21 protein-coding genes and 1 pseudogene are annotated in these 22,225 nt (G+C 66.2%); 11 read left to right on the top strand and 11 right to left on the bottom strand.

The genetic code is table 11. The features are described from left to right. Nucleotides 1-26: 26 nt before the first annotated feature. Nucleotides 27-863 carry a universal stress protein gene (locus ACREYQ_RS21580; protein ID WP_432262203.1) on the bottom strand — a complete coding sequence of 279 codons (837 nt, stop codon included), beginning with the start codon at nt 861-863 and terminating at the stop codon, nt 27-29. Between the two features lie 219 nt (nt 864-1,082). On the opposite strand from ACREYQ_RS21580, the gene ACREYQ_RS21575 reads away from it, so the two are divergent. Then, entirely contained in the window at nt 1,083-1,997 is a 915-nt protein-coding gene (locus ACREYQ_RS21575; protein ID WP_432262202.1) for an aminotransferase class IV, read from the top strand. A gap of 33 nt (nt 1,998-2,030) precedes the next feature. On the opposite strand, the gene ACREYQ_RS21570 is transcribed toward ACREYQ_RS21575, so the two are convergent. The 3 genes from ACREYQ_RS21570 to ACREYQ_RS21560 all read right to left on the bottom strand — a co-directional run bounded on the left by ACREYQ_RS21570 (nt 2,031) and on the right by ACREYQ_RS21560 (nt 4,753). Continuing rightward, nucleotides 2,031-2,939 (bottom strand): LysR substrate-binding domain-containing protein, encoded by a 909-nt coding sequence (locus tag ACREYQ_RS21570; protein ID WP_432262201.1) that lies wholly within the window; start codon nt 2,937-2,939, stop codon nt 2,031-2,033. A gap of 111 nt (nt 2,940-3,050) precedes the next feature. Continuing rightward, on the bottom strand, nt 3,051-3,980 hold the full coding sequence (locus ACREYQ_RS21565) for a 2-hydroxyacid dehydrogenase (protein ID WP_432262200.1): 930 nt from the start codon (nt 3,978-3,980) through the stop codon (nt 3,051-3,053). A gap of 2 nt (nt 3,981-3,982) precedes the next feature. Then, nucleotides 3,983-4,753, bottom strand: coding sequence for a class II aldolase/adducin family protein (locus tag ACREYQ_RS21560; RefSeq protein ID WP_432262199.1), 771 nt, complete (start codon nt 4,751-4,753; stop codon nt 3,983-3,985). Between the two features lie 142 nt (nt 4,754-4,895). Between ACREYQ_RS21560 and ACREYQ_RS21555 the strand changes: the two genes are divergently transcribed. Together ACREYQ_RS21555 and ACREYQ_RS21550 are read left to right on the top strand one after the other, a co-directional pair. Further along, nucleotides 4,896-5,567, top strand: coding sequence for a Crp/Fnr family transcriptional regulator (locus tag ACREYQ_RS21555; protein ID WP_432262620.1), 672 nt, complete (start codon nt 4,896-4,898; stop codon nt 5,565-5,567). A 157-nt stretch (nt 5,568-5,724) separates the two neighbouring features. Beyond that, complete coding sequence (locus ACREYQ_RS21550; protein ID WP_432262198.1) at nt 5,725-6,108, top strand: hypothetical protein; 384 nt, start codon at nt 5,725-5,727, stop codon at nt 6,106-6,108. Nucleotides 6,109-6,344: 236 nt separating this feature from the next. On the opposite strand, the gene ACREYQ_RS21545 is transcribed toward ACREYQ_RS21550, so the two are convergent. Together ACREYQ_RS21545 and ACREYQ_RS21540 are read right to left on the bottom strand one after the other, a co-directional pair. Beyond that, nucleotides 6,345-8,072 (bottom strand): galactose oxidase-like domain-containing protein, encoded by a 1,728-nt coding sequence (locus ACREYQ_RS21545; protein ID WP_432262197.1) that lies wholly within the window; start codon nt 8,070-8,072, stop codon nt 6,345-6,347. A 446-nt stretch (nt 8,073-8,518) separates the two neighbouring features. Then, nucleotides 8,519-9,068: pseudogene (locus tag ACREYQ_RS21540) on the bottom strand (MFS transporter); the annotation flags it as partial. 9 nt (nt 9,069-9,077) lie between these two features. Between ACREYQ_RS21540 and ACREYQ_RS21535 the strand changes: the two are divergent. Beyond that, nucleotides 9,078-9,707, top strand: a complete 630-nt coding sequence (locus tag ACREYQ_RS21535; protein WP_432262196.1) for a LysR substrate-binding domain-containing protein — start codon at nt 9,078-9,080, stop codon at nt 9,705-9,707. A gap of 39 nt (nt 9,708-9,746) precedes the next feature. Here ACREYQ_RS21535 and ACREYQ_RS21530 read toward each other — a convergent pair whose 3' ends face one another. Both ACREYQ_RS21530 and pedF read right to left on the bottom strand, forming a co-directional pair. Further along, nucleotides 9,747-10,655, bottom strand: a complete 909-nt coding sequence (locus tag ACREYQ_RS21530; protein ID WP_432262195.1) for a substrate-binding periplasmic protein — start codon at nt 10,653-10,655, stop codon at nt 9,747-9,749. 83 nt (nt 10,656-10,738) lie between these two features. After that, complete coding sequence (gene pedF / locus ACREYQ_RS21525; RefSeq protein WP_432262194.1) at nt 10,739-11,218, bottom strand: cytochrome c-550 PedF; 480 nt, start codon at nt 11,216-11,218, stop codon at nt 10,739-10,741. A gap of 264 nt (nt 11,219-11,482) precedes the next feature. Here pedF and ACREYQ_RS21520 point away from each other — a divergent pair, with 264 nt between their 5' ends. Continuing rightward, entirely contained in the window at nt 11,483-13,471 is a 1,989-nt protein-coding gene (locus ACREYQ_RS21520; RefSeq protein ID WP_432262193.1) for a sigma-54-dependent Fis family transcriptional regulator, read from the top strand. 89 nt (nt 13,472-13,560) lie between these two features. Here the strand turns inward: ACREYQ_RS21520 and ACREYQ_RS21515 are convergent, their stop codons facing one another. Further along, nucleotides 13,561-14,499 carry an alpha/beta fold hydrolase gene (locus tag ACREYQ_RS21515; protein WP_432262192.1) on the bottom strand — a complete coding sequence of 313 codons (939 nt, stop codon included), beginning with the start codon at nt 14,497-14,499 and terminating at the stop codon, nt 13,561-13,563. 84 nt (nt 14,500-14,583) lie between these two features. On the opposite strand from ACREYQ_RS21515, the gene pqqA reads away from it, so the two are divergent. The 6 genes from pqqA (at nt 14,584) to ACREYQ_RS21485 (ending at nt 19,729) form a co-directional block, all read left to right on the top strand. Next, on the top strand, nt 14,584-14,658 hold the full coding sequence (gene pqqA / locus ACREYQ_RS21510) for a pyrroloquinoline quinone precursor peptide PqqA (RefSeq protein ID WP_009277446.1): 75 nt from the start codon (nt 14,584-14,586) through the stop codon (nt 14,656-14,658). Nucleotides 14,659-14,751: 93 nt separating this feature from the next. Continuing rightward, a complete protein-coding gene (pqqB, locus tag ACREYQ_RS21505) occupies nt 14,752-15,669 on the top strand; it encodes a pyrroloquinoline quinone biosynthesis protein PqqB (protein WP_432262191.1) in 918 nt (305 codons plus the stop codon). Next, nucleotides 15,666-16,358 (top strand): pyrroloquinoline-quinone synthase PqqC, encoded by a 693-nt coding sequence (gene pqqC, locus ACREYQ_RS21500; RefSeq protein WP_432262190.1) that lies wholly within the window; start codon nt 15,666-15,668, stop codon nt 16,356-16,358. The genes pqqB and pqqC overlap by 4 nt, the downstream gene beginning before the upstream one ends. Continuing rightward, nucleotides 16,355-16,627 carry a pyrroloquinoline quinone biosynthesis peptide chaperone PqqD gene (gene pqqD / locus ACREYQ_RS21495; RefSeq protein ID WP_432262189.1) on the top strand — a complete coding sequence of 91 codons (273 nt, stop codon included), beginning with the start codon at nt 16,355-16,357 and terminating at the stop codon, nt 16,625-16,627. Before pqqC ends, pqqD begins: the two co-directional genes overlap by 4 nt. After that, nucleotides 16,599-17,759, top strand: coding sequence for a pyrroloquinoline quinone biosynthesis protein PqqE (pqqE, locus tag ACREYQ_RS21490; RefSeq protein ID WP_432262619.1), 1,161 nt, complete (start codon nt 16,599-16,601; stop codon nt 17,757-17,759). The genes pqqD and pqqE overlap by 29 nt, the downstream gene beginning before the upstream one ends. A gap of 389 nt (nt 17,760-18,148) precedes the next feature. Beyond that, nucleotides 18,149-19,729 carry an isocitrate lyase gene (locus ACREYQ_RS21485; protein ID WP_432262188.1) on the top strand — a complete coding sequence of 527 codons (1,581 nt, stop codon included), beginning with the start codon at nt 18,149-18,151 and terminating at the stop codon, nt 19,727-19,729. 162 nt (nt 19,730-19,891) lie between these two features. On the opposite strand, the gene ACREYQ_RS21480 is transcribed toward ACREYQ_RS21485, so the two are convergent. Beyond that, on the bottom strand, nt 19,892-20,215 hold the full coding sequence (locus ACREYQ_RS21480; protein WP_432262187.1) for a c-type cytochrome: 324 nt from the start codon (nt 20,213-20,215) through the stop codon (nt 19,892-19,894). A 100-nt stretch (nt 20,216-20,315) separates the two neighbouring features. After that, nucleotides 20,316-22,058: a PQQ-dependent methanol/ethanol family dehydrogenase gene (locus ACREYQ_RS21475; protein ID WP_432262186.1), complete on the bottom strand. Its 1,743-nt coding sequence runs from the start codon at nt 22,056-22,058 to the stop codon at nt 20,316-20,318. Nucleotides 22,059-22,225: the final 167 nt, after the last annotated feature.

The following is a 22,225-nucleotide window of genomic DNA, read 5'->3' as shown; positions in this document are numbered from 1 at the left end:
GGCCTCGTGCCCGCGCCGGTCCGCATTCAGTGCGAGAACAGCACCGGCACCGTCATCGACTCCAGCACCAGCCTGGTCACGCCGCCGAGCACCAGTTCGCGCAAGCGCCCGTGGCCGTAGGCCCCCATCACGACCAGGTCCGCGCCAAAGTCCGATGCACGCGACAGGATCAGCTCGCCGACTGCCAGGTCGGACCCGCCCGGGCCGTGCGCCACCTCCACCGACACGCCGCGCCGCTCCAGCAGGCGCACCGCGTGGCTGACCGGCGTGGCGTCGGCACGGGGCTCCCTTGCCCCGTTGCCGGCGCTGAGCATGCACGCCCGCGCACCGGCCACCAGCGGCAAGGCATCGTGCACGGCACGCGCCGACTCGCGGCTGCCGTTCCATGCCACCAGCACGCGCGCGCCGACTGAGGGGAAAACGCCGGCGCACGGCACCACCAGCGTCGGCCGCCCGCTTTCAAGCAGCAGCGCTTCCAGCAATTGCCGCGCGACGGGCCCTTCGGCATTGTCGGCATCGTACTGGCCGGAAACGATCAGCCCGGCCTCGCGCGCCTCGCGCAGCGCCAGCGTGACCGGGTCGCGATCCACCGTGCGCCAGTCGCACGCCAACGGCAGGTCCTGCGTGGCGGCCGCGAAGGCACAGCGCATGTTCTCGCGCCGCAGCCGGCGTCGCTCCTGGTCTTCGGCCAGGCAGCGCTGGGCATTGTTCATGAGGTAGAACCAGCCGGGATCCGGCACGCGCCCGGCCAGCAGGCCGATCAGCGGACACTGGCTGGCGGTGGCAAGGCGTGCCGCGATCTGCAGGCGCTGCATGGCCTGCCGGTTGCCATCGAGATGGACCAGGATGCTGTCGTATGCCATGGTGCCCTCGCGTCCGAATCGTCTGCTTTCAGTCTAGGGCGCTGCCGGGCCGCGCAGGCGGAGCAGAATGACTTGCCGATCACGCCAGTGGAAACCTCAGGTTGCCACGGTGGAATCATTTTCTGGACTCCCCTGCCCCCAAACCCAGTCCTAGACTGCGTTCCAAGCCCGCTACTGCTGGTGACACCCTTTTCTTCCTCTCCCCCCGGCAGGCGGATCATGACTACACAAGACTTCTCCCGCGGCGCCGCCTATGTCGACGGCGCCTTCGTGCCGATCGGCGACGCACGGATCTCAGTACTGGACTGGGGCCTGACGCGCTCCGACGCGGTATACGACGTAGTGCACGTGGTGGACGGCGCCTTCTTCAGGTTGCAGTCGCACCTGGACCGCTTCAGGCGTTCGATGGCGATGCGGCACATGGATGTGGGCATGACGGACTGCGAGATCCGCTGCAACGTGCATGAGGTGACGGCCCTGTCCGGGCTTCGGGATGCTTACGTGGCCATGGTGGCATTGCGGGGGCGCCCGCGCATCTATGGCTCAAGGCGCCCGGCGGATTGCCAGAACCACCTGGTCACCTATGCAATCCCGTGGGTGGACGTGGTGCCCAGGGAGGTCCAGGAGCGCGGTGCCAGCCTGCTGATCGCGGATGTGCCGCGGGTGCCGGATGCCAGCGTCGACCCCACCGTCAAGAACTACCAGTGGAGCGACCTGACCACCGGGCTGCTCCAGGCCCATGACGAGGGCTTCGACTCCGTCGTCCTTTGCGATGCCGATGACTATGTGACGGAAGGCGCGGGCTTCAATATCTTCTCGGTCTGGAACGGGCATGTCTGGACCCCGGACCACGGCTGCCTGCAGGGCATCACCCGCGCGACGGTGCTGGAACTGTGCACCGAGCTGGGCATCCCCTTCACCGTGGGCCGGCTGCGGCGCGCGGAACTGGAAGGCTCTGACGAAGCCTTCATCACCTCTTCGGGAGGCGGCATCATCCGGGTGCGGCGGATCAACGACAAGACCCTGCCGCAGGCCGAGGAGAGCCCTGTCTTCAAGCGGCTGCGGCAGGCCTACTGGGATGCCCATCGCAACCCGCGCTTCCACGAGCCGGTCGGGTATCACGCCTACGCCTGAGTGCCGGGCAGCCTGCTGGCAAGGGCCGCGGCCCTATGCCGCAGGGTCGTCGTCGCGCGCGGACTTCAGCGTGCCGATCAGCCAGTCGCTGAAGCGGCGGATGGCGGGCTCATCGGCGCGGTCCTTGCGCACGATCAGCACATAGGTGCCCGCGCGCGGCATGTCCGGCACCACTTGCTGCAGCACGCCGCGGGTCAGCCGCTCATCGGCAAAGATATCGGCAAAGAGGCCGGGCCCCTGGTCCAGGTGCACGGCCTCCAGCACCGTGGTGAGCGCGCCCAGCCGCGGCCCCTGCAGCGTTCCCACGGCCAGGCCCAGCGCCTCGAACCAGCTGCGCCAGACATCGGTAAAGCGCTCATGGACCAGCGTCTGCGCCAGCAGGTCCCTGGCCGTCTTCACGTGCGGATGCGCCCTGATCCAGGCCGGCGATGCAAGCGCCATCAGCCGGGGACGAACCAGCGCGATGTTCACCAGTTCGGGATCATCGCGAAACCCGTAGGAAATCTCGATATCGAAGCTGTTCTTGTCGAACTTGCGCGCCTCCATCGGGATGATGTCGAAGGCCACATTGGGCATGCGGCGCTGGATCTCATGCAGCCGGGGGAGCACCCAGAACGTCGCAAAGCCCGGGGGCGCGCATACGCGAAGCTCTTCCGTCTGGCCGGGGGGCCGGATCTCGGCGGTGGCGTCCGAGATCAGTTCGAACGCCTGGCATAGCGCCTTGTGGAAGCGCACGCCCTGCGGATTCAGCACGGTGCCGCTGGCGCTGGTTTCGACCAGTGCGGCCCCCAGCCAGGATTCCAGCTGCCGGATCTGCCGGACCACAGCAGTATGCGTGACATTCAGCTCCGCCGCCGCCCGGCGCAGGCTGCCGGCCTTGCCCAGCACATAGAAGCATTTCAAGGCCGTCAACGGCGGCAGGCGCAACGAATCGGTCGGCATAAGGGGGCGATGCGTGACTGGGCGCGGTAGTTCGCCTGGCTCCGCCGCTGGCCCTGGGCTCGGAAGGCAAGCGCATCTTATCGCAGGTCACCAGCCATGCCCACAGGGCGCTCAGTACCCCGCGTGCCGGTCCACCTGGTTCAGCAGTGCACGCCCGTCGCGCGCGCGCCGCAGGTTCTCGATGCACTGCCGCGCGACCAGTTGGTATGAAGGATCCGCCGCGATATGCGGCGTGGCCTCGATGCGCGGATGGTTCCAGACCGGATCGTCCGCCGACGGCGGCTCCTTGGCGAAGACATCCAGCGCCGCGCCGGCAAGGTGGCCTTCGTCGATCAGTGCGACCAGGTCGGGCTCGACCACATGCTCGCCACGGCCGACATTGATGAAGAACGCACCTCTGGGCAGCCGCGACAGCGTCTGCCGGTTCAGCATGCCTTCGGTGCGCGGCGTCAGCGGCAGCGTGCAGACCAGGATGTCGCTTTGCGCCAGCATCGCCTCCAGCCCGTCGTCGCCGGTGAAGTCCGTCACGCCGGGCAGATGCTTGGCGCTGCGGCTCCAGCCGCTGACCGGGTAGCCGATGGCGGCGAACAGGCGCGCTACCTCGCTGCCGATCTCGCCCAGCCCGAGCACGCCCACGCGGCAGCGCGAGACATCGCGCCCCGGGTGGCGCTTCCATTCGCCGCGGCGCTGCTGTTCGGCGTACAGGCCGAGCGCGCGGGTATGGCGCAGCGCCATCGCCAGCGCGAAACGGGCGATGCCGGCCTGCTGCCCGGGATCGACAATGCGCGTCACCGGCATGTGATCGGGCAGGTCCGGCGCGGCCAGCAGCTTGTCGACGCCCGCGGTGGCGGCGCAGACCAGTCGCAGCTTCGGGTAGGCCGGCAGCACGCCGGGCTTCAGGCCCCAGGCGATGATGGCTTCAACGTCTTCCGCGACGGCGGCTTCGCGGCCGTTCCACACGGTGATATCCGGGGCGGCTTCGCGCAGCGCAGCGGTAATTGGCGCCGCCATGAACGACGGCAGGTGAACGAGGATGGCCATGGTCAGTTGCGGTAGTCGGCGTGGATGCGGTCGAGGCGGCGCAGCAGGCCCGGCCAGGCCAGGCTGGAGCCCTTGCCCTTGGTGGCCTGGCGCGCCTGCTGGCCCATGTTGGCGCTGGCGGCCTCGGGCACCATGGTCAGCGGCGTGCCGCCGCTTTGCGCCAGGATCTGGATGCGGCAGGCGGACTCCAGCGTGTACATGGTCAGGAAGGCATCGGACACGGTGCGCCCGCATGTGAGCAGCCCATGATTGCGCAGGATCATCTGCTTGCAGCGGCCCAGGTCGGCCACCAGCCGCGCCTTCTCGTCCTCGCGCAGCGCCACGCCTTCATAGGCGTGATACGCCAGCCCGGTCAGCGCAAACATCGATTGCTGCGAGATCGGCAGCAGGCCCGCCTGCTGCGCGGACACCGCGACGCCGTGCGCGGTATGCGTGTGCATCACGCAGCCGACTTCGGGGCGCGCCTCGTGCACGGCGCTGTGGATGATGAAGCCGGCCGGGTTGACGTCATACGGCGTTTCCAGCACGGGTTGCCCTTCGTGGTCGACCTTTACCAGGCTCGATGCCGTGATCTCGTCGAACATCATCCCGTACGGATTGATCAGGAACTGGTCCGGCGCATCGGGCACGCGTGCCGAGATATGGGTAAAGATCAGGTCGTCCCAGCCAAAGTGGGCGACCAGGCGGTACGCGGCCGCCAGGTCCACCCGCATCTGCCATTCGGCGTCGGAGACGCGGTCCTTTACGGATTCGACAAGCTGGATTTGCGCCATACGCGTACCTCCCGGGGGCATGTTAGTCATGGATCCGATGCATTCTCCGGGCGCGCCGCGCCAAAGTCTGTTAAGTATTGGACAATCTCGGCTCCTGCAGGAGAGCGATGTGAAGGGTCAGGTGAAGAGTGCCTTGAAAGCGGTGGAACCAGTGCGCACGCTGCCGCGCAGCGTGCTGGCCAGCGGCTGGCTGTGCAACGCGCCGCCAGGCGTGCTCGATGCCGTGGCGGATGCCGCACGCCGCCTGCGCTTCGGCGACGGCGCGATGATCTTCGCGCGCGGCGATCCGCCCACCTACTTCTGCATGGTGCTGTCCGGGCGTGTGCGCATGAGCCGGGTCAGCACCGGCGGGCGCGAGTCGGTGTACTCGGTAATCGGGCGCGGGCGCTGGTTCGGCGAGATCTCGCTGCTGGACGGCAAGCCGCGCACGCACGACGCCTTCGCCATCGGCAACACCGAGTTGATGGTGCTGGGCCAGCGCGATTTCCACCGCATCCTGGCCGCGCATCCGGAAGGCATGCAGCTGATCGTGCAGCAGATCTGCGCGCGCCTGCGCGTGGCCTTCGACCATGCGCAAAGCGCGGCGCAGGCGCCCATCGACGCGCGCATGGCGGCACGCCTGCTGGAACTGGCCGACCGCACCGACCATGTCGTGCGCATCAGCGCGGAAGACCTTGGCGACATGGTCAACCGCTCGCGCCAGACCGTGGCCAAGTACCTGCAGGCGTGGGAGGACGCGGGCCTGATCCGCCGCGAGTACCGGCAGATCGAACTGCTCGACCCCGCGGCGCTCAAGCGCGTGGCCAGGCGTTGACAGCCACGCGCGGTCTGCAGGCCGCGCGCGCAATTAACCTGCACCGGCCCCGATGGCAAGGGTGGTTAACGACCGTTGCAAAATCAAACAGAATGTCAGGTGCCTCGGCGCTACAGTGGCCATTCCCTTGCCTGTAGGCGTTCTAGGAGGTACACGAATGAAGCAACATCTGGCGAAATCCCTGGTCATGGCTGGCGCGATGATCGCGTCCTGCCCGCTGTTTGCGCAGCAGGGTCAGCCCTTGCAGCCGAGCCAGACCATGCCGATGACGCAGCCGATGCAGCCGATGCCGTCCACCCAGCCGGTGCCATCCGCCCAGCCCGTGCAAGCCATGCCGTCGGCCCAGATGGCACCCGTGGCTGGCGGCAGCTATGGCCAGGCTCCTGTGCAAGCGGCGCAGCCGGGCATGGCGGCGGCCGCCGCCGACCCGACCATGGCAAGCAACCCCGCCTTGGCCATCGACCCCGCCAGCATGAGCCTGGCCCCCGATGCGCTCGGCACGCGCCTGGGCCGGCGCAACCCGTTCCTCGACGGCGCCTGAGCGCCCGTCAGCGCAGGCCCGCATCGCGCGGGCCGCGCGCAGGACTCATCCCGCAGCCGCGCCCCCGCTGCGGGTCTGCGCGGCCGCCTCGCCCTGCAGCTGCGGCCATTCCAGGAATGCGCGCCAATGCAGCGGCTTGTCGGCATGCACTACGGATCTGGGGCGCGCACGTGACGCGCCAAGGCATGCTGGAGGTGGGGCCGTGCTTGCGGCATGAATCGGGCGGCATTCAAGGTTTAAGAGACATGAACAAATCTTGCAACCGACGGTATCCCATTGGAGTCGATAATGAAGAGCATATAGTATCCTGGCGGCACCAATGAACTGGATGCAGGTATGGTTACCTGCAGATCTCCAGGGCCATTCACTGTATATTGCAAATTGATGAAGCGCTGATGCATATCATTGGCATGCGTTACAGCACCTGGAGCAACCAACGTAACACTGGCAATATTGGGGACACTCGCTGCGACGGAAAATGTTTGCCCCAGGCTTAATTCGCCTGGCACACCGGTGATATCTGGACGAGTTCCCTTGAACAGGTATGGTGGAGAATAAACTTGCGCCTGGTGCGTGCTGGCTGCCGAGGGATCCATGTCATCCTGGGAAAGCAAGACCGTGGCATCAGGCAAAAGAATGGCGCTCGAGTGATACGCCGCCTGTATTGTATTTGGACTCATCTGGACCCAGCTGCCACTCTGATCGCTGGCAGGATTGCTGTAGAGTTCACTTTCAAAGAGCGGATTGTCATAGTCCCTCTCCGAACCATTTCCGCCTACCGTGAACAACGTGCCATCCGGCAAAATAACGGTATTCGCATTATGCCGAGCCTGCAGCCACTGCGGAAACTGCCTCCAGCCTGCAGCGGGGTTGGCGACATCAAACCATTCGTTATTGCTGATCGCCACGTGCTCCTCAACGCCACCTGCAATCATGATTACCTGTTTTATGGGCGTCACCGAGGCGTCGGTATAAAGAATGCCATTGCCCCAGCCATTGTGTGAGCTAAGCATGTTCGGGATGTTGCTCCAGGACCAGGCATTCGGGGCCAACAGCGCGGCATTGGTCACACTTGGGCCCACTTGCAGCAATTGACCGGACGAAACCAGGTATTGATAAGGATAAAGGCCGCTCGGATCGTGAAAAGAAACAGTGCTAATGGTGCCGACTCCGTCAATACCGGCGGCAGGCGTGAACAACTCCACAGCGTCCGTAGTATTCCCGGATCCGGTCTGGTCGAGACCGCTGGTGATCACGACTCTGTTGTCCGCGAGCTTGGTGACAGTCGGATACCAGCGGCCTGTCGCCATATCTGGCTGCGCAGTCCAGGTTTCCGTAACAGGATTGAAAGTATAGTTGCCGAGGGACCCCTCGAAGTTTGTCTGCCCCGGCGCCGCATTCGGGTCAGGATATCGTAAATTGCCACCCGCAACGTACACCCGGCCATCGCTTAATATCGTTTGTCCGCCACACCAGATGTTCTCCGGCGGCGTAATGGAGTGCCCGGTTCTTGTCACAGGGTCCCAGACATAGGCGACGCCCGTATTAGATGCGTCCGGGTTCCGGTATTCGGTCGGTTCATACGACCAGAACAGAACCTTGCCGTTGTGCAACAACACCGAGGTAATTCCTACTACGGGGATTACGAAAGGTGCACTCCACGCGCCAGCCGTATCGACCGCCTGGGTTCTGGCGGCCGCAAGCACTTGGGCATCCGGCGTGGCCACCGTTGCCAGGCCCATTGCTACCCTGCACTTATGGGCACGTGCCCTGGCATGATCCTCGGCATGGCTCGGGCCTAACAGGGCGGTTTCTCGCCGCTTCAGCCTGGCTTCCGCTGCTGCGTTCGAGCACGCGTCATTATCAGGATTGACGCTCGGTTTTGCGCCAATGGGCGGAGCAACCAACAACACGCCAAGAACGGTTGCCCACAGCTTTTTCCGCAGATCCGTTAGTTGACACATTTACATCACCTCCCGCGGTGACGGCATTGCTATCGGTGCCATTTCCGGGTCGCCTCTCCATCTGCCATCCTGGCGGTGGTAACGTCGCCAGACCGATTGATTTTCTGTGAGAGACGGCCCCGGCAATCTCCGGAGCCTGCGAGCAAGCATCAATACAAGACCGTCATCCCGCCAGCAAGATAGGCAAAGGCCCAGCGGCGCAGGTCGCGGGGGGAAAATTACACGATGGATGCAGGGGGCATTCGCCATCGCGCCCTTCTAGCTTAGTGGGGGAATCAGCACGGCAATGTGGGCTTTCGCACAGAGCAATTGCCATTGGAAACTTGCATTGCGTCGAACCGCATGCCGCGCCCGCCGTGATGGCCTTGCGCTCGCCCAGCAGCATCGACCGGAGTTCGGTGAAGCAGCCGTCGCAGGCAGGCCGGCGCCTTGCCGGCCCGGCTTGCTCAGCGGCGGATGAATGCCGCGATCACGGCGCTGATGATGCAACTGGTCGCGACGATCGGGAACACCATCGAGGTATTGCCCGAATGATCCAGCATGCGGCCGATCAGGGGCTCGCCCAGGCCGGCGAGCAGGTAGGAGAAGAAGTTCAGGATGCCGGTGGCAGTGCCGGCCCGCCCGGCGCCAACCAGGTCCGGGCACAGCGCCCAGAACGACGAGGCCGGGCCGTAGACGAAGAAGCCGGCAAGGAACAGCGCGGCGATGGCGCCCATGCCCGTGGGCAGCTTGTACATGACCATTGACGCCACCGCGCCCAGGACCATGTACAGCATGATGGCCTTGCTGCGGCTGGAGCCGAACAGGCGATCAGAGAATCAGGCCGTAGCGGGCGGCATTCTGGAAGCCGATCGACAGGCCCGCGATCAGCAGGCGCGGATTGCTGAGCACCGCCTTGTAGCGGGACCACGAGCTTTCCTGCGCGTTGGTGGCGGCAGCCGCGGGGTGGCCCGCATCCTCCGCGTTGGCCACGCCGGTATCCGGCGACCTGAAGCCGAAGAGGCCATGCAGTTCCTGCAGAGCGCGCACAAGCTCAAGAGCGGGCTGGTGCGCGTGGGCGCGGTGTCACCGCCGATCGCGCTGGGGCTGGCGCAAAGCTTCCGCACCGCGCATGCCGCGCTGGAGCTGACAGTCGCCATCGGCTCGGAAGCCTCGGTGCTGCGCGGGCTGCAGGATTTCGATATCGACGTCGGCATCCTCGCCGAGCCCGATCCGGTCGAGGGCCTGCATATTGCGCCCTACCGCAAGGAGCGCATCGTTGCCGTGATGCCGGCCGGCCATCCACTGGCTGCGCGCGCGGCCATCACCGTGCACGATGTCGCCGGCGAAGCCGTGATCCTGCGCGAGCCGGGCTCGAAGACGCGCCACCGCGTGGAACGCGCCTGCGCGCAACACGGCGTCGCGCTGAACTGCGTGATGGAGATCAACAGCCGCGAGGCCATCCTGCATGCCGTGGCCAACGGCATGGGCATCAGCTTCGTCACGCAGATCGAATGCATCCCGCTGCCGGGCCTGCAGGTGGTGCCGGTCGACGAGCCGCTGTTGTCGATCGACTATTCGCTGTGCTGCCTGGAGGTGCGCAAGGAGCGGCCGCTGATTGCGGCGCTGTTCGCGGTCGCGCTGGGCGGCGGCTGACCACCGCCGCACCCTGCCCTGGTGTGCCCGCCGGCATCCTCACGGAGCCTGCATCGATACCCCGTACCCGGCAAAGATGCGCGCCAGCTCGCCATTGCCGCGGAGCGCATTCAAAGCCTTTTCCAGCGCGTCGGCCAGTTCGCGCTCGCCGGCCTTGACCGCCATGCCGACGGCCCATCCACGCGGCGGCAGCAGCGGCGCGCTGATGTCCGTGGCGGCATAGCGGCCGGCGGACTGGCCGCCCGCCTTGAGCGCGTTCTCGTACTGCGCGCGCGTCACCATTGCTGCCGCGATCTCGCCCGAGAACAGCGCTTGTAGCGCCACGTCGGCCTCGGGGTAGATCTTCACCTTGTCGCGCAGGGCACCGCCCGCGCCGGACAACAGAGCATTGGCGCCGGCCGAACCCGCGGCCGCGCCGGTCGGCTGGCCGGCGAGGTCTTCCGGGCCGCGCACGGCCGGCACGCGCTCGCGGTCGTGCACCAGCACGAAGGTCTCGCGGTAGTAAGGCGCGAAGATCAGCGCCTTGTCGTTCTCGCGCATGAATGCCCGGTCAACCGGCACATGCAGCATCACGTCGGCCGGCCCGTAGCCAAGGTAATGGCCACGCCAGACCATGGCCCGCAAGTCGTCGGACATGCCGTCATCGGCATCGAACGGCATCAGCGCCACCGACAAGCCCAGTTCCTTGCCCAGCGCCTTCGCCAGGGCCACGTCGATGCCGGCGTACTGGCTCCCGGCCGTCGATGAAAACGGCGCCAGGCCTTTGTACACCGCCACTTTCAAGGTACCGGCCTGGCGGATTTCGGCCAGGCCGGCCTGCGCCGGCTGCATGCCGAACAGCGCGGCGCCCGCCAGCAGGGCGCAGCACAGCCAGCGCAAGGCGTGGGCCGGCGCCGCCGGCAGGGGAAACACGGAAAGCCTCGGGCGGCGGACAGGGCGGGCAGGCATGGGCTCTCTCCTGGACAAGGAATGGGCCCGGCGGTAACGGGCCGGGACTGGACCATCGGACGGTGACGCCGCGACGCGCTGGCTCACTCGTGGCGCGATTCCAGGTAGGTCTTGATCGCCCACACCGCCTCCTGGCTCAGCACGCCGTCGAATGGCGGCATGTACACGCGGCCATCGCGCGTGCGGCCCTTGCGCACGGTGGTGGTGTAGTACTGCGAGATCTCGCTCATGCACGCCTGTTTCTTCCTGGCATCCGCCAGGGCGACGCAGTCGCCGTCGAGCTTGCGCAGGTCGGGGGCGATGCCGCCGGACACCGCCTCCAGCCCATGGCAGCGCGCGCAGTTCTGGTTGTAGGCCGACGAGCCGATGCGCAGCGCTTCCTTGTGCGCATCGCCACTGCGGTAGGGATTGTCCGGACGCCATTCGTCGCCAAGCTGCGGCAACGCCTTGGTATCGACAGCCTGGGGCGTGACATCGCCATGGGCCAGCGCGAAGCCGGTGGGGAATGCGCTCAGGGACGCGCAAAGCGAGAGCAAGGCGAGCAGGCGGCGCTGCGTTTTCATGGATGTCTCCTATGTTGATGGGGCTATCTTTGTTTGCTCCATTTCCGCAAGAGCCATACCAACGCGGCGAGACGGCGTGAACGCCGGTTTTCCCGGGCCTCGGCCGCCTTTGCAACGCAGCATCGCGACGCTGGTGTCCCGGAATGCCACACCCTGGCAAGTGTCTTGCTTCATGACGCAACACTGTCGACCATGTGCCCGGCGAAGGCGCCGACAGCGACCCGCGCAAAGATCGCGGGCGGACGTTCCACAGGAGACATTGAAATGACCTTCCAACCGGCACCGGCCCGCTCCACGGCGCACGCCCCGGGCGACGCGGGCCAGCCCGAGCGCACCGAACTGATTGCCCAGGCCCACCAGCGCTCCGAGTCCTACGGCCTGCGCACCTATGAATCGCCCGACTTCTGCCCGGTGCTGCAGAGCGAGCTGAAGACCCGGATCGAGCGCAGCCAGTCGCTGTTCGCCTATGCCCTGCCGGTGATGGAGACGCTCTACGACCAGATCGTCAACACCCAGAGCATGGTCATCCTGACCGACGCGGACGGCCTGATCCTGCACTCCATGGGCGACGACGACTTCCTTGTGCGTGCCGACAAGGTCGCGCTGCGCCCTGGCGCGGAATGGTCGGAGGCACGCCGCGGCACCAACGCCATCGGCACGGCATTGGCGGAGAACCGGGCCACGCTGGTACACGGCGCCGACCACTACCTCGAGGCCAACCAGTTCCTGACCTGCTCGTGCATGACCATTCTCGACCCTTACGGCAAGACCGTCGGGGCACTGGACGTGACCGGCGACCAGCGCGGCTTCCACAAGCACACCATGGCGCTGGTGCGGATGTCGGCACAGATGATCGAGAACCAGCTGTTCGGCAATGCCTTCCGCGACATGGTGTGCATCCGCTTCCATTCGCGCGCCGAGTTCCTGGGCACGCTGGTGGAGGGCATTGTCTCGTTCACGCCCGGCGGGCGCTTCCTGTCGGCCAACCGCAGCGGGCAGTTCCAGCTTGGCCTGTCCAACGGCGCGCTTCAGGCGCACACCTTCTCCTCGCTGTTCGGGCTGTCGATGTCGCAGCTGTTCGACGCGGTGCGCGCGGCGCATGCGGGCATCGTCCAGCTGCAGTTGCCCAGCGGCGTCAAGGTCAGCGCACGCATGGAATGGAAGTCGCCCGCTGCCGCGCTCCACGGCAGCAGCACCGAGGCCAGCCAGGCTGGCGCGCACGACGCCGCCGCGGTGCCGCGCAGCCTGGCTGCCGGCCCGGCCCGCTCACCCGGGCTGGACGACCTTGACACCGGCGACGCGCAGATCCGGGCGGTCATCGGCAAACTGCGCAAGGTCATCGGCAAGGACATCCCGGTGATGGTGCTGGGCGAGACCGGCACCGGCAAGGAACTGATGGCGCGCGCCATCCACGCCGACAGCGCGCGCCACGCCGGCCCCTTCATCGCGGTCAACTGTGCCTCGATCCCGGAAAACCTGATCGAATCTGAACTGTTCGGCTATGAGGAAGGCGCCTTTACCGGCGCCCGCAAGAAGGGCGGCATCGGCAAGATGCTGCTGGCCAACGGCGGCACGCTGTTCCTGGACGAGATCGGCGACATGCCGCTGCACCTGCAGGGCCGCCTGCTGCGCGCGCTGCAGGAGCGCGCGGTCTCGCCGCTGGGCAGCAGCAAGGTCATCCATATCGACGTCTCGGTGGTGTGCGCCACCAACCGCAACCTGCGCGAGCTGGCCGCCAACGGCCAATTCCGCGAAGACCTGTACTACCGCCTCAACGGGCTGGTGGTGCGGCTGCCGGCCCTGCGCGAGCGCAGTGATCTCGACGTGGTGGCCGGCAAGCTGCTGCGCCTGGACCAGGGCGGCACGGCGGATGAGCCACCCCGCATCAAGGACACGGTGATGGCGCTGTTCCGCCGCTACCACTGGCCGGGCAATATCCGCCAGATGGGCAACCTGTTGCGCACCGCGCGGCTGATGGCAGAAGGCGAAGCCGAGATTACCGAGGACCACCTGCCCGACGACTTCCTCGACGACCTGCGCGAGCCCCAGGCACAGGCGGGCGCGCCCGCCGGTCATACGGTGCCGGGCGCGCAGCCCACGCGGCTGGCGGATGTCGAGGCGATGGCGATCGTCGCCACCGTCAAGGCCCACAACGGCAATATCTCGGCCGCGGCCAAGGCGCTGGGGATTTCGCGCAATACGGTCTACCGGAAGATGGAGGAGGCGCGCGGGGTGCCGCATCAGGCGGGCTGAGGCCGGCCATGCACCAGGGCAGCCGCGCTCTCGCCGCCGCCCATTGCCGCGCCGCACATGGCGCCAACCCCGCCGCGAGGCCTCTTGCCTCACTTTTGCCATCCGGCGGCGCGGATGGCGCCTGCCAGCGCGTCGCGCATGGCACCGGTGGCCTGGTGTCCGCCCTCCACCCAAACCAGACTGGCGTCCGGCATGGCGTGCTGCAGGCGCCGCGCATTGGCGGGACGGCAGACCGAGTCGGCGCGGCCATGCAGCAGCGTCACCGGCAGGCCATGCGCGGCGATTTCCCGCGCCGCCCGCAGCACGGCCGGCTTGCCCAGCCCCGCGCGGTTGCGCAGGTAGTGCGCCTGGATGCGGTACTTGTTCACCGTGGCCAGGCGCTCACGGGGCGGCTGGCTGGATGAATGCGATGGCGCCGCCACGCCGAGCAATGCCAGTTCGTGCCGTCGCCACGCTGCTGCGGTGTCCTGTTTTTGAGCAGTCGTCCCACTTTGGAACAGTCGTGACACCGTGAGCAGCCGGGCACGCGCCTCGTTCAGCCGTTCGCCCCGTGGCTCGACGCGGCGCAGCATATGACGGCCCCCATGGCGCGGCGAAAACAGCGCGAGCACATCATCGCGCCCGGTCAGGAAGGCGCCGCGCAAAACCAGGGCCGCCACGGCGCCCGGGCATCGCGCCGCGTACGCCAGCGCAAGCGCCGCGCCCCATGATCCGCCCACCTCGCCCCAGCGCTCGATCCCCAGGACCACGCGCAGTTGTTCGAGGTCGGCCAGCAACGCGCCCACGTTATTGCGGCGCAGGCAGCCTGTCGGCCTGGACCGTCCGGCGCCGCGCTGGTCCGGCATCACGACGCGGTGCTGTTGCGGGTCGAACCATGCCGCCATCGACGCCGAGCAGCCGCTGCCGGGCCCGCCATGCAGGACGAGCCACGGCTCGCCATCCGGCGGGCCGCTCACGCGCACATGCAGGCGCTGTGCGTCCGGGGTGCGCAGGTAGAAGCCAGCGCAAGTCTTGGAAGCGTCGGGCATGGATGTTGCCTTTCAGAGCGTTGCGGCAGCCACGCTGCCGTGCCACGACGATATTCACTAACCATGCCACCCAAGGAGAGACACATGAACTGGACCACGCCCGCCTACACCGAGCTTCGGCTTGGCTTTGAAATCACGATGTACATCGCCAACCGCTGAGCCGGCCGCAGTGCGTGCGCGCAGGCGCCGGTGCCGGCGTCTGCGTCGTGAAGCCCGCAGTGAAAACATAACCTGCCATCAAGCGCTCGCGCCATGACAACCATCCGCGTACTGGGGTCGGCCGCCGGCGGCGGCTTTCCCCAGTGGAACTGTAATTGCCGCAACTGCGACGGCGTGCGCCGCGGCACCGTGCGTGCCACGCCGCGCACGCAATCGTCAATCGCACTGACCAGCGACGGCCCGGACGCGATCCTGGTCAATGCTTCGCCCGACATCCTGCAGCAGCTGCGCCAGACGCCCGCCCTGCAGCCCGCCCGCGCCCGGCGCGACACCGCCATTGCCGCGGTGGTGCTGATGGATGCGCAGATCGACCATGTCACCGGCCTGCTGATGCTGCGCGAACACCGCCAGGCGCTGCCGGTCTATGCCACCGCCAGCGTGCTCGACGACCTGGGCGCGGCCTTTCCGCTGACCCGCATCCTGTCGCACTACTGCGGGCTGCAGACACATGCCCTGCCCTGCGACGGCACGGCGTTCCGGGTCCCGCCGCTGGACGGCGTGACGCTGACCGCGATACCGCTGCAGAGCAAGGCCCCGCCCTACTCGCCCAACCGCCATGCGCCGCGCCCCGGCGACAACATCGGCCTGCGCATCGAAGACCGCCGCAGCGGCCGCAGCGCGTTCTACGCGCCCGGCCTGGGCGACATCGACGACCACGTCTTCGCACAACTGCGCAGCGCTGACATCGTGCTGGTCGACGGCACCTTCTGGCGCGACGACGAAATGCAGGCGCTTGGCTTCTCCGCCAGCACCGCCGCCGACATGGGACACCTGGCCTTGTCCGGCCCGGGCGGGATGATCGAGGTGCTGGACCGGCTGCCCGCCAGCCGCAAGATCCTGATCCACATCAACAATACCAATCCGGTGCTGGCGGAAGACTCGCCGGAACGCGCCGAGCTGGCGCGGCACGGCATCGAACTCGCCTACGACGGCATGGAAATCGCGCTATGACAACCACCATCGCATGGAGCCCGGCGGAGTTCGAAGCCCGCCTGCGCGCCCGGGAAAGCGGCTACCACATCCACCATCCTTTCAACCGGCGCATGGCGGCGGGCGAGTGTTCGCCCGGCCAGATCCGCGCGTGGGTGGCCAACCGCTTCTACTACCAGGCGAACATCCCGCTGAAGGACGCCGCCATCCTTTCCAACTGCCCCGACCGCGCCACGCGGCGCGAATGGGTGGTGCGCATCCTTGACCACGACGGCACCGACACCCGGCCCGGCGGCATCGAGGCATGGCTGCGCCTGGGCGAGGCGGTAGGCCTGGAACGCGAGGCGCTGCTGCATCACCAGCACGTGCTGCCCGGGGTGCGCTTCGCCGTCGACGCCTATGTCAACTTCGCGCGGCGGGCGCCGTGGCAGGAAGCGGTGTGCTCCTCGCTGACGGAGATGTTCGCGCCGCAGATCCACAAGGAACGCCTGGCTGGCTGGCCCACGCATTACCCGTGGATCGAGGCCGGCGGCCTGGATTACTTCCGCTCGCGCATTCCGCTCGCGCAGCGCGACGTCGACCACGGCCTGCGCGTGACGCTGGACTACTTCCGCACCGCGGCGCAACAGCAACGCGCCCTGGACATCCTGCAGTTCAAGCTCGACGTGCTCTGGTCGATGCTCGATGCCATCCAGCTAAGCAACCCATGACCGCCACCACGCAAGACCTCGCCACGCCGACCCTGCACCGGACCTTCCGCCTGCAATGGGAGGAATCCCAGCAAAGCTGGGTGCTGCTGTATCCGGAAGGCATGGTCACCCTCAACGACAGCGCCGCCGCCATCCTGCAGCGCTGCGACGGCAGCCATACACTGGACATGCTGATCGACGACCTGCAGGCGGCATTTGGCGTGCAGGGCATTGCCCCGGAGGTCCATGCCTTTGTCAAACATGCAATCGAACGCGGCTGGCTCGTCTGAGTGCGCGCCGGCACCGCCGGGCCCGCCGCTGTGGCTGCTGGCGGAACTGACCTACCGCTGCCCGCTGCACTGCGCCTTCTGCTCGAACCCGGTGGACTACGCCCGGCATACCGCCGAACTGGACACCGCGCAGTGGTGCAACGTCTTCAGCCAGGCGCGGGCACTGGGCGCCGTGCAGCTGGGCCTGTCCGGCGGCGAGCCGCTGCTGCGCAAGGACCTGGAGACGCTGGTCCGGCATGCGCATGGCCTCGGCTTCTACACCAACCTCATCACCTCCGGCGTGGGCCTGACCGACGCCCGCCTGGCCGCCCTGCGCGAAGCGGGCCTGGACCATATCCAGCTATCGTTCCAGGACTCCACCCGCGAGCTCAACGACTTCCTGTCCAGCACCCGGACGTTCGAGCTGAAACAGCGCGTGGCCAGGCTGATCAAGGCGCACGGCTACCCGATGGTGATGAACTGCGTGCTGCACCGGCACAACCTTCCGCATGTCGGCACCATCATCGAACTGGCCCTGCAGCTGGGCGCGCAATACCTGGAACTGGCCAATACGCAGTATTACGGCTGGGCCTGGGAGAACCGGCTGGCACTGATGCCGACGCAGGAACAACTGCGCGAGGCCGAGGCCGTGGTCCGGCAGTACCGCGCGCGCATCGGCAAGCAATGCCAGATCCTGTTCGTGGTGCCGGATTACTTCGAGGCGCGGCCCAAGAAGTGCATGAACGGCTGGGGCACGACCTTCCTGGGCGTGGCGCCGGACGGTACCGCGCTGCCGTGCCATGCTGCGCGCATGCTGCCGGATCTGGTGCTGCCCAACGTCCTCACGCAGCCGCTGCGTGGCATCTGGCAGGACAGCGATGCATTCCGCCGCTTTCGCGGCACGCAATGGATGCCGCATCCGTGCCGGTCATGCGAGCACAGTGAGGAAGATCTCGGCGGCTGCCGTTGCCAGGCCTTACTGGTCACGGGTGATGCCGCGGCGACAGATCCGGTCTGCGAGCGTTCTCCTGCGCATGGGCGGATCCAGGAGATCGTGCTGGAAGGGCGGCTGGCCGCTGCACAGGCGCGGGAATATCCGATGGTGTTTCGTGGTGATGGGAACTCGTTGCGATTGAGTCGGGGGCGGGGGTAAAAGAAGTGTCGCTGATGCGGTAAGGAGTTGCTGCGCCGGCTCATGACACTGTTCGTCGGAACAGATGTCTGCAAAGTCCCCCAACTATCGTTGCTCGAGCCACCCGTGCTTGCCGCTGCCTCCGACAGCTGAAAGCGCTTTTCACATTGCGGAATTCACTCCGAGTTTCCGCTGCGCTATGTTTTCGCCCCTTAAAAATTCATTCCACATCACGAAATTTGCATCCTATCTCATTGAAAAATAAGGATAAGCTAACTCTTATGTCTTATATAAGACTTGGCCGCGACGCGTCAAAACGGCCATACAATGAGTCCACGCTGCTTGCTTCGACATCCGTAGCGGCACACGCAACCATTTCGTCAATCGCGCTTTCTTCTTAGGAAATTCCCATGGCCCAGTATCAAGACGACATCAAGGCAGTTGCTGGTTTGAAAGAGAACCACGGCAGCGCATGGAATGCCATCAACCCCGAGTACGCCGCTCGCATGCGTGCCCAGAACAAGTTCAAAACGGGCCTGGACATCGCCAAGTACACCGCCAAGATCATGCGCGCCGACATGGCCGCCTACGATGCCGACTCGTCCAAGTACACCCAGTCGCTGGGTTGCTGGCACGGCTTCATCGGCCAGCAGAAGATGATCTCCATCAAGAAGCACTTCAACAGCACCGAGCGCCGCTACCTCTACCTGTCCGGCTGGATGGTGGCCGCGCTGCGCTCCGAGTTCGGCCCGCTGCCGGACCAGTCGATGCACGAGAAGACCTCGGTCAGCGCGCTGATCCGCGAGCTGTACACCTTCCTGCGCCAGGCCGACGCCCGTGAACTGGGCGGCCTGTTCCGCGAGCTGGACGCTGCCCAAGGCCCTGCCAAGGCCGCCATCCAGGCAAAGATCGACAACCACGTCACCCACGTCGTGCCCATCATCGCGGACATCGACGCGGGTTTCGGCAACGCCGAAGCAACCTACCTGCTGGCCAAGCAGTTCATTGAAGCGGGCGCGTGCTGCATTCAGATCGAAAACCAGGTGTCCGACGAGAAGCAGTGCGGCCACCAGGACGGCAAGGTCACCGTGCCGCACGAGGACTTCCTGGCCAAGATCCGCGCCATCCGCTACGCCTTCCTGGAACTGGGCGTGGACGACGGCGTCATCGTGGCCCGTACTGACTCGCTGGGTGCCGGCCTGACCAAGCAGATCGCCGTGACCAACACGCCGGGCGACCTGGGCGACCAGTACAATTCCTTCCTCGATTGCGAGGAACTGTCGGCCGACCAACTGGGCAACGGTGACGTCATCATCAAGCGCGACGGCAAGCTGCTGCGTCCCAAGCGCCTGCCCAGCAACCTGTTCCAGTTCCGCGCCGGCACGGGCGAAGCGCGCTGCGTGCTGGATTGCGTCACGGCCCTGCAAAACGGCGCCGACCTGCTGTGGATCGAAACCGAAAAGCCGCATATCGCCCAGATCGGCGGCATGGTCAGCGAGATTCGCAAGGTCATTCCGAACGCCAAGCTGGTGTACAACAACAGCCCGTCGTTCAACTGGACCCTGAATTTCCGCCAGCAGGCGTATGACGCGATGAAGGCCGCGGGCAAGGATGTGTCGGCATACGATCGCGCCCAGCTGATGAGCGTTGAATACGACCAGACCGAACTGGCGAAGCTCGCCGACGAAAAGATCCGGACCTTCCAGGCCGACGCGTCGCGCGAAGCCGGTATCTTCCACCACCTGATTACGCTGCCGACCTACCACACCGCCGCACTGTCGACCGACAACCTGGCCAAGGAATACTTCGGCGACCAGGGCATGCTGGGTTATGTGGCTGGCGTGCAGCGCAAGGAAATCCGTCAGGGCATCGCCTGCGTCAAGCACCAGAACATGTCCGGCTCGGACATCGGCGACGACCACAAGGAGTATTTCAGCGGCGAAGCGGCCCTGAAGGCGGCGGGTAAAGACAACACCATGAACCAGTTCTGATACCAGTACCCCCCCAAGCAAAACGCCAACCCATGACGGGTTGGCGTTTTTTTTCGGCGAGATGGTTCGCGGGGTTCTCATCAGACGTTTTCTTGTGCGCAGGTTGCCCGCCCGCTAGCGACGGGGTCGGTCGGATGCCTTCGGCTGCGCTTCGCGCCGCCTTCACCCAACACTCAACACCCACTCCGCCAACTTCTTTGCATCCTCCTCCCCAAGATTCCCATGCGGCGGCATCGGAATCCTTCCCCACCCCCCCTTGCCGCCCTCTCTGATCTTCCTCGCCAGCCGCTCAGCCGCCTGGCTGTCGCCCTTGTACCTGGCCGCCACCTCGGCAAACCCCGGCCCCACCAGCTTCGACTGCATCCCATGGCAGGAAAAGCAGCCGCTCTTGTCGGCCAGGGCCTGCATGTCGGCGGCAGTACCGGCCAGTGCCGCACCCGGCAGCAACGCAGAAGCCACCGCCAGCCCCATCCATGCTTTCTTCATACGTGTATCTCGCTTGATCCTGTTGCTACTCCGCCCGGCGCGCGCCGCGCACCCCTGATGCGATGCAGGCATGTGCCGGGCGGTGTCGTCACCTTCCCGCTCAGCTCTTATGCAGCTTGAACACCCAAACCGAGCCACCCTGCTCCAGGAAGTTCACGCGCTTGGCCACCTCCCCGCCCCACAGCGGCACCGCGCCGCCCCAGCCGGACACCACAGCCACGTATTGCTCGCCGTTCTCTTCCCACGTGACCGGAGGCGCCACCACGCCGCTGCCGGTCTGGAACTGCCAGAGCTCCTTGCCCGTCCCGGCATCCGCGGCCTTCAGATAGCCTTCCGGCGTGCCCCAGAACACCAGCCCGCCGGCCGTGGTCATCGCACCGCCCCACAGCGGCGCGTTGTTCTTGACCTCCCAGACGATCTTGCCGCTCTTCGGGTTGATGGCGCGCAGCGCGCCGATGTAGTCATCGTTCAGCGGATGGATGGTGAAGCCCGCCCCCAGGAAGGCGGCACCCTTCTTGTAGCTGGCGGGCTCATTCCAGATATCCATGCCCCATTCATTGGCCGGCACGTAGAACAGACCCGTCTGCGGACTGTAGGCCATCGGCTGCTGGTTCTTGCCACCGAGAAATCCCGGTGCGGCGAACACGGACTTGCCCTTGTTCTCATCGCTGCCGGCCGCCGGGTCGCCGGGGCGGCCTTCGGCGATATAGTTGGGACGGCCGGTCTTCAGGTCGATGCCGGTGGCCCACGTGATCTTCTTGACGAAGGGGAAGGCGTTGACCAGCTTGCCGCTGGTCGCGTCGTTGACGTAGAAGAAGCCATTGCGGTCGGCCTTGCCGCCCATGCGCTTGCCGTCCAGGTCGAACGTCACGAACTCATTGACGCCGTCGAAATCCCAGCCGTCATTCGGCGTGTTCTGGTAATGCCAGACGATCTTGCCGGTAGCAGGATCGAGCGCCACGGTGGAGGCGGAGTAGAGATTGTCGCCCTTGCGGATATGGCTGTTCCACGGGCCGGGATTACCGGTCCCAAAGTAGACCAGGCCGGTTGCCGGATCATAGGTGCCACCCAGCCACGTCGCGGCACCGCCGGTCTTCCAGGTCTCGCCGGGCCAGCTGGCATTCTGGGTCCCGGTCACGCCGTTTTCGGTCTTGTTGCCGTCCTTGTCGTACTTGTAGCCCATGTGGCCTTCCACCACCGGCCGCGACCACACCAGTTGCCCCGTCCTGGCATCGCGGGCCTCGACGCGGCCAACCACGCCAAACTCGCCGCCCGAGATACCCGTCAGCACCATGCCCTTGACAACCAGCGGCGCCGCCGTGTACGAATAGCCGGCCGCATAATCTTCCAGCTTCTCCTTCCACACCACCTTGCCACTCTTCTGGTCCAGCGCCACCAGCTGCGCATCGAGCGTGCCGAAGATCACCAGGTTGTCGTAGAGCGCCGCACCGCGGTTCACCACGTCGCAGCACGGCATGATGCCTTCCGGCAAGCGGTGCTCGTACTTCCAGAGCTTGCGCCCGGTCTTCACATCGAGGGCGTAGATGCGTGAATACGAGGCCGTCACGAACATCTTGCCGTCGTGGATCAGCGGCTGCGATTCCTGCCCGCGCTGCTTCTCGCCGCCGAACGAGAACGACCACGCCGGCACCAGCTGGCCCACGTTCTTCGTGTTGATGCGCGACAGCGTGGAATAGCGCTGGCCCTGCGGGCCCATGCCCCACGACAACACGTCGCCGGGAGTCTTCGCGTCGTTTTCAATCATGGCATCGGTCACCGCTGCCTGCGCGGCAAGGCTTGCCGCGGCAGCCGCCGCCGCCATCACTACTCGTAACGTCCTCATTGCCATCTCCTCTCTTGTTTTGGGGTTCCCTGGTGCGCCGCTGCGCCACACACCAGCATGCAATTGGCAATTCCCATGCCAGCGGGCTGCCCGCGCAAACAGGCGGTCCGCGGGCCGACCGGGATTGCCGCGGGGGCTGCAAGCCGGCCGCCCAAGGCACGGTACGA

The sequence above is a fragment of the Cupriavidus sp. TMH.W2 genome, assembly GCF_050847365.1.
Lineage (GTDB): Bacteria > Pseudomonadota > Gammaproteobacteria > Burkholderiales > Burkholderiaceae > Cupriavidus.
This window is presented reverse-complemented; position numbering and strand designations above follow the sequence as displayed.

What these genes read in the sequence shown, in the direction of transcription:
- ACREYQ_RS21580 (WP_432262203.1), bottom strand. Translation starts at nt 863, where the DNA reads ATGGCATACGACAGCATCCTGGTCCATCTCGATGGCAACCGGCAGGCC.
- ACREYQ_RS21575 (WP_432262202.1), top strand. Translation starts at nt 1,083, where the DNA reads ATGACTACACAAGACTTCTCCCGCGGCGCCGCCTATGTCGACGGCGCC.
- ACREYQ_RS21570 (WP_432262201.1), bottom strand. Translation starts at nt 2,939, where the DNA reads ATGCCGACCGATTCGTTGCGCCTGCCGCCGTTGACGGCCTTGAAATGC.
- ACREYQ_RS21565 (WP_432262200.1), bottom strand. Translation starts at nt 3,980, where the DNA reads ATGGCCATCCTCGTTCACCTGCCGTCGTTCATGGCGGCGCCAATTACC.
- ACREYQ_RS21560 (WP_432262199.1), bottom strand. Translation starts at nt 4,753, where the DNA reads ATGGCGCAAATCCAGCTTGTCGAATCCGTAAAGGACCGCGTCTCCGAC.
- ACREYQ_RS21550 (WP_432262198.1), top strand. Translation starts at nt 5,725, where the DNA reads ATGAAGCAACATCTGGCGAAATCCCTGGTCATGGCTGGCGCGATGATC.
- ACREYQ_RS21545 (WP_432262197.1), bottom strand. Translation starts at nt 8,072, where the DNA reads ATGTGTCAACTAACGGATCTGCGGAAAAAGCTGTGGGCAACCGTTCTT.
- ACREYQ_RS21535 (WP_432262196.1), top strand. Translation starts at nt 9,078, where the DNA reads ATGCAGTTCCTGCAGAGCGCGCACAAGCTCAAGAGCGGGCTGGTGCGC.
- ACREYQ_RS21530 (WP_432262195.1), bottom strand. Translation starts at nt 10,655, where the DNA reads ATGCCTGCCCGCCCTGTCCGCCGCCCGAGGCTTTCCGTGTTTCCCCTG.
- pedF (WP_432262194.1), bottom strand. Translation starts at nt 11,218, where the DNA reads ATGAAAACGCAGCGCCGCCTGCTCGCCTTGCTCTCGCTTTGCGCGTCC.
- ACREYQ_RS21520 (WP_432262193.1), top strand. Translation starts at nt 11,483, where the DNA reads ATGACCTTCCAACCGGCACCGGCCCGCTCCACGGCGCACGCCCCGGGC.
- ACREYQ_RS21515 (WP_432262192.1), bottom strand. Translation starts at nt 14,499, where the DNA reads ATGCCCGACGCTTCCAAGACTTGCGCTGGCTTCTACCTGCGCACCCCG.
- pqqB (WP_432262191.1), top strand. Translation starts at nt 14,752, where the DNA reads ATGACAACCATCCGCGTACTGGGGTCGGCCGCCGGCGGCGGCTTTCCC.
- pqqC (WP_432262190.1), top strand. Translation starts at nt 15,666, where the DNA reads ATGACAACCACCATCGCATGGAGCCCGGCGGAGTTCGAAGCCCGCCTG.
- pqqD (WP_432262189.1), top strand. Translation starts at nt 16,355, where the DNA reads ATGACCGCCACCACGCAAGACCTCGCCACGCCGACCCTGCACCGGACC.
- pqqE (WP_432262619.1), top strand. Translation starts at nt 16,599, where the DNA reads ATGCAATCGAACGCGGCTGGCTCGTCTGAGTGCGCGCCGGCACCGCCG.
- ACREYQ_RS21485 (WP_432262188.1), top strand. Translation starts at nt 18,149, where the DNA reads ATGGCCCAGTATCAAGACGACATCAAGGCAGTTGCTGGTTTGAAAGAG.
- ACREYQ_RS21480 (WP_432262187.1), bottom strand. Translation starts at nt 20,215, where the DNA reads ATGAAGAAAGCATGGATGGGGCTGGCGGTGGCTTCTGCGTTGCTGCCG.
- ACREYQ_RS21475 (WP_432262186.1), bottom strand. Translation starts at nt 22,058, where the DNA reads ATGAGGACGTTACGAGTAGTGATGGCGGCGGCGGCTGCCGCGGCAAGC.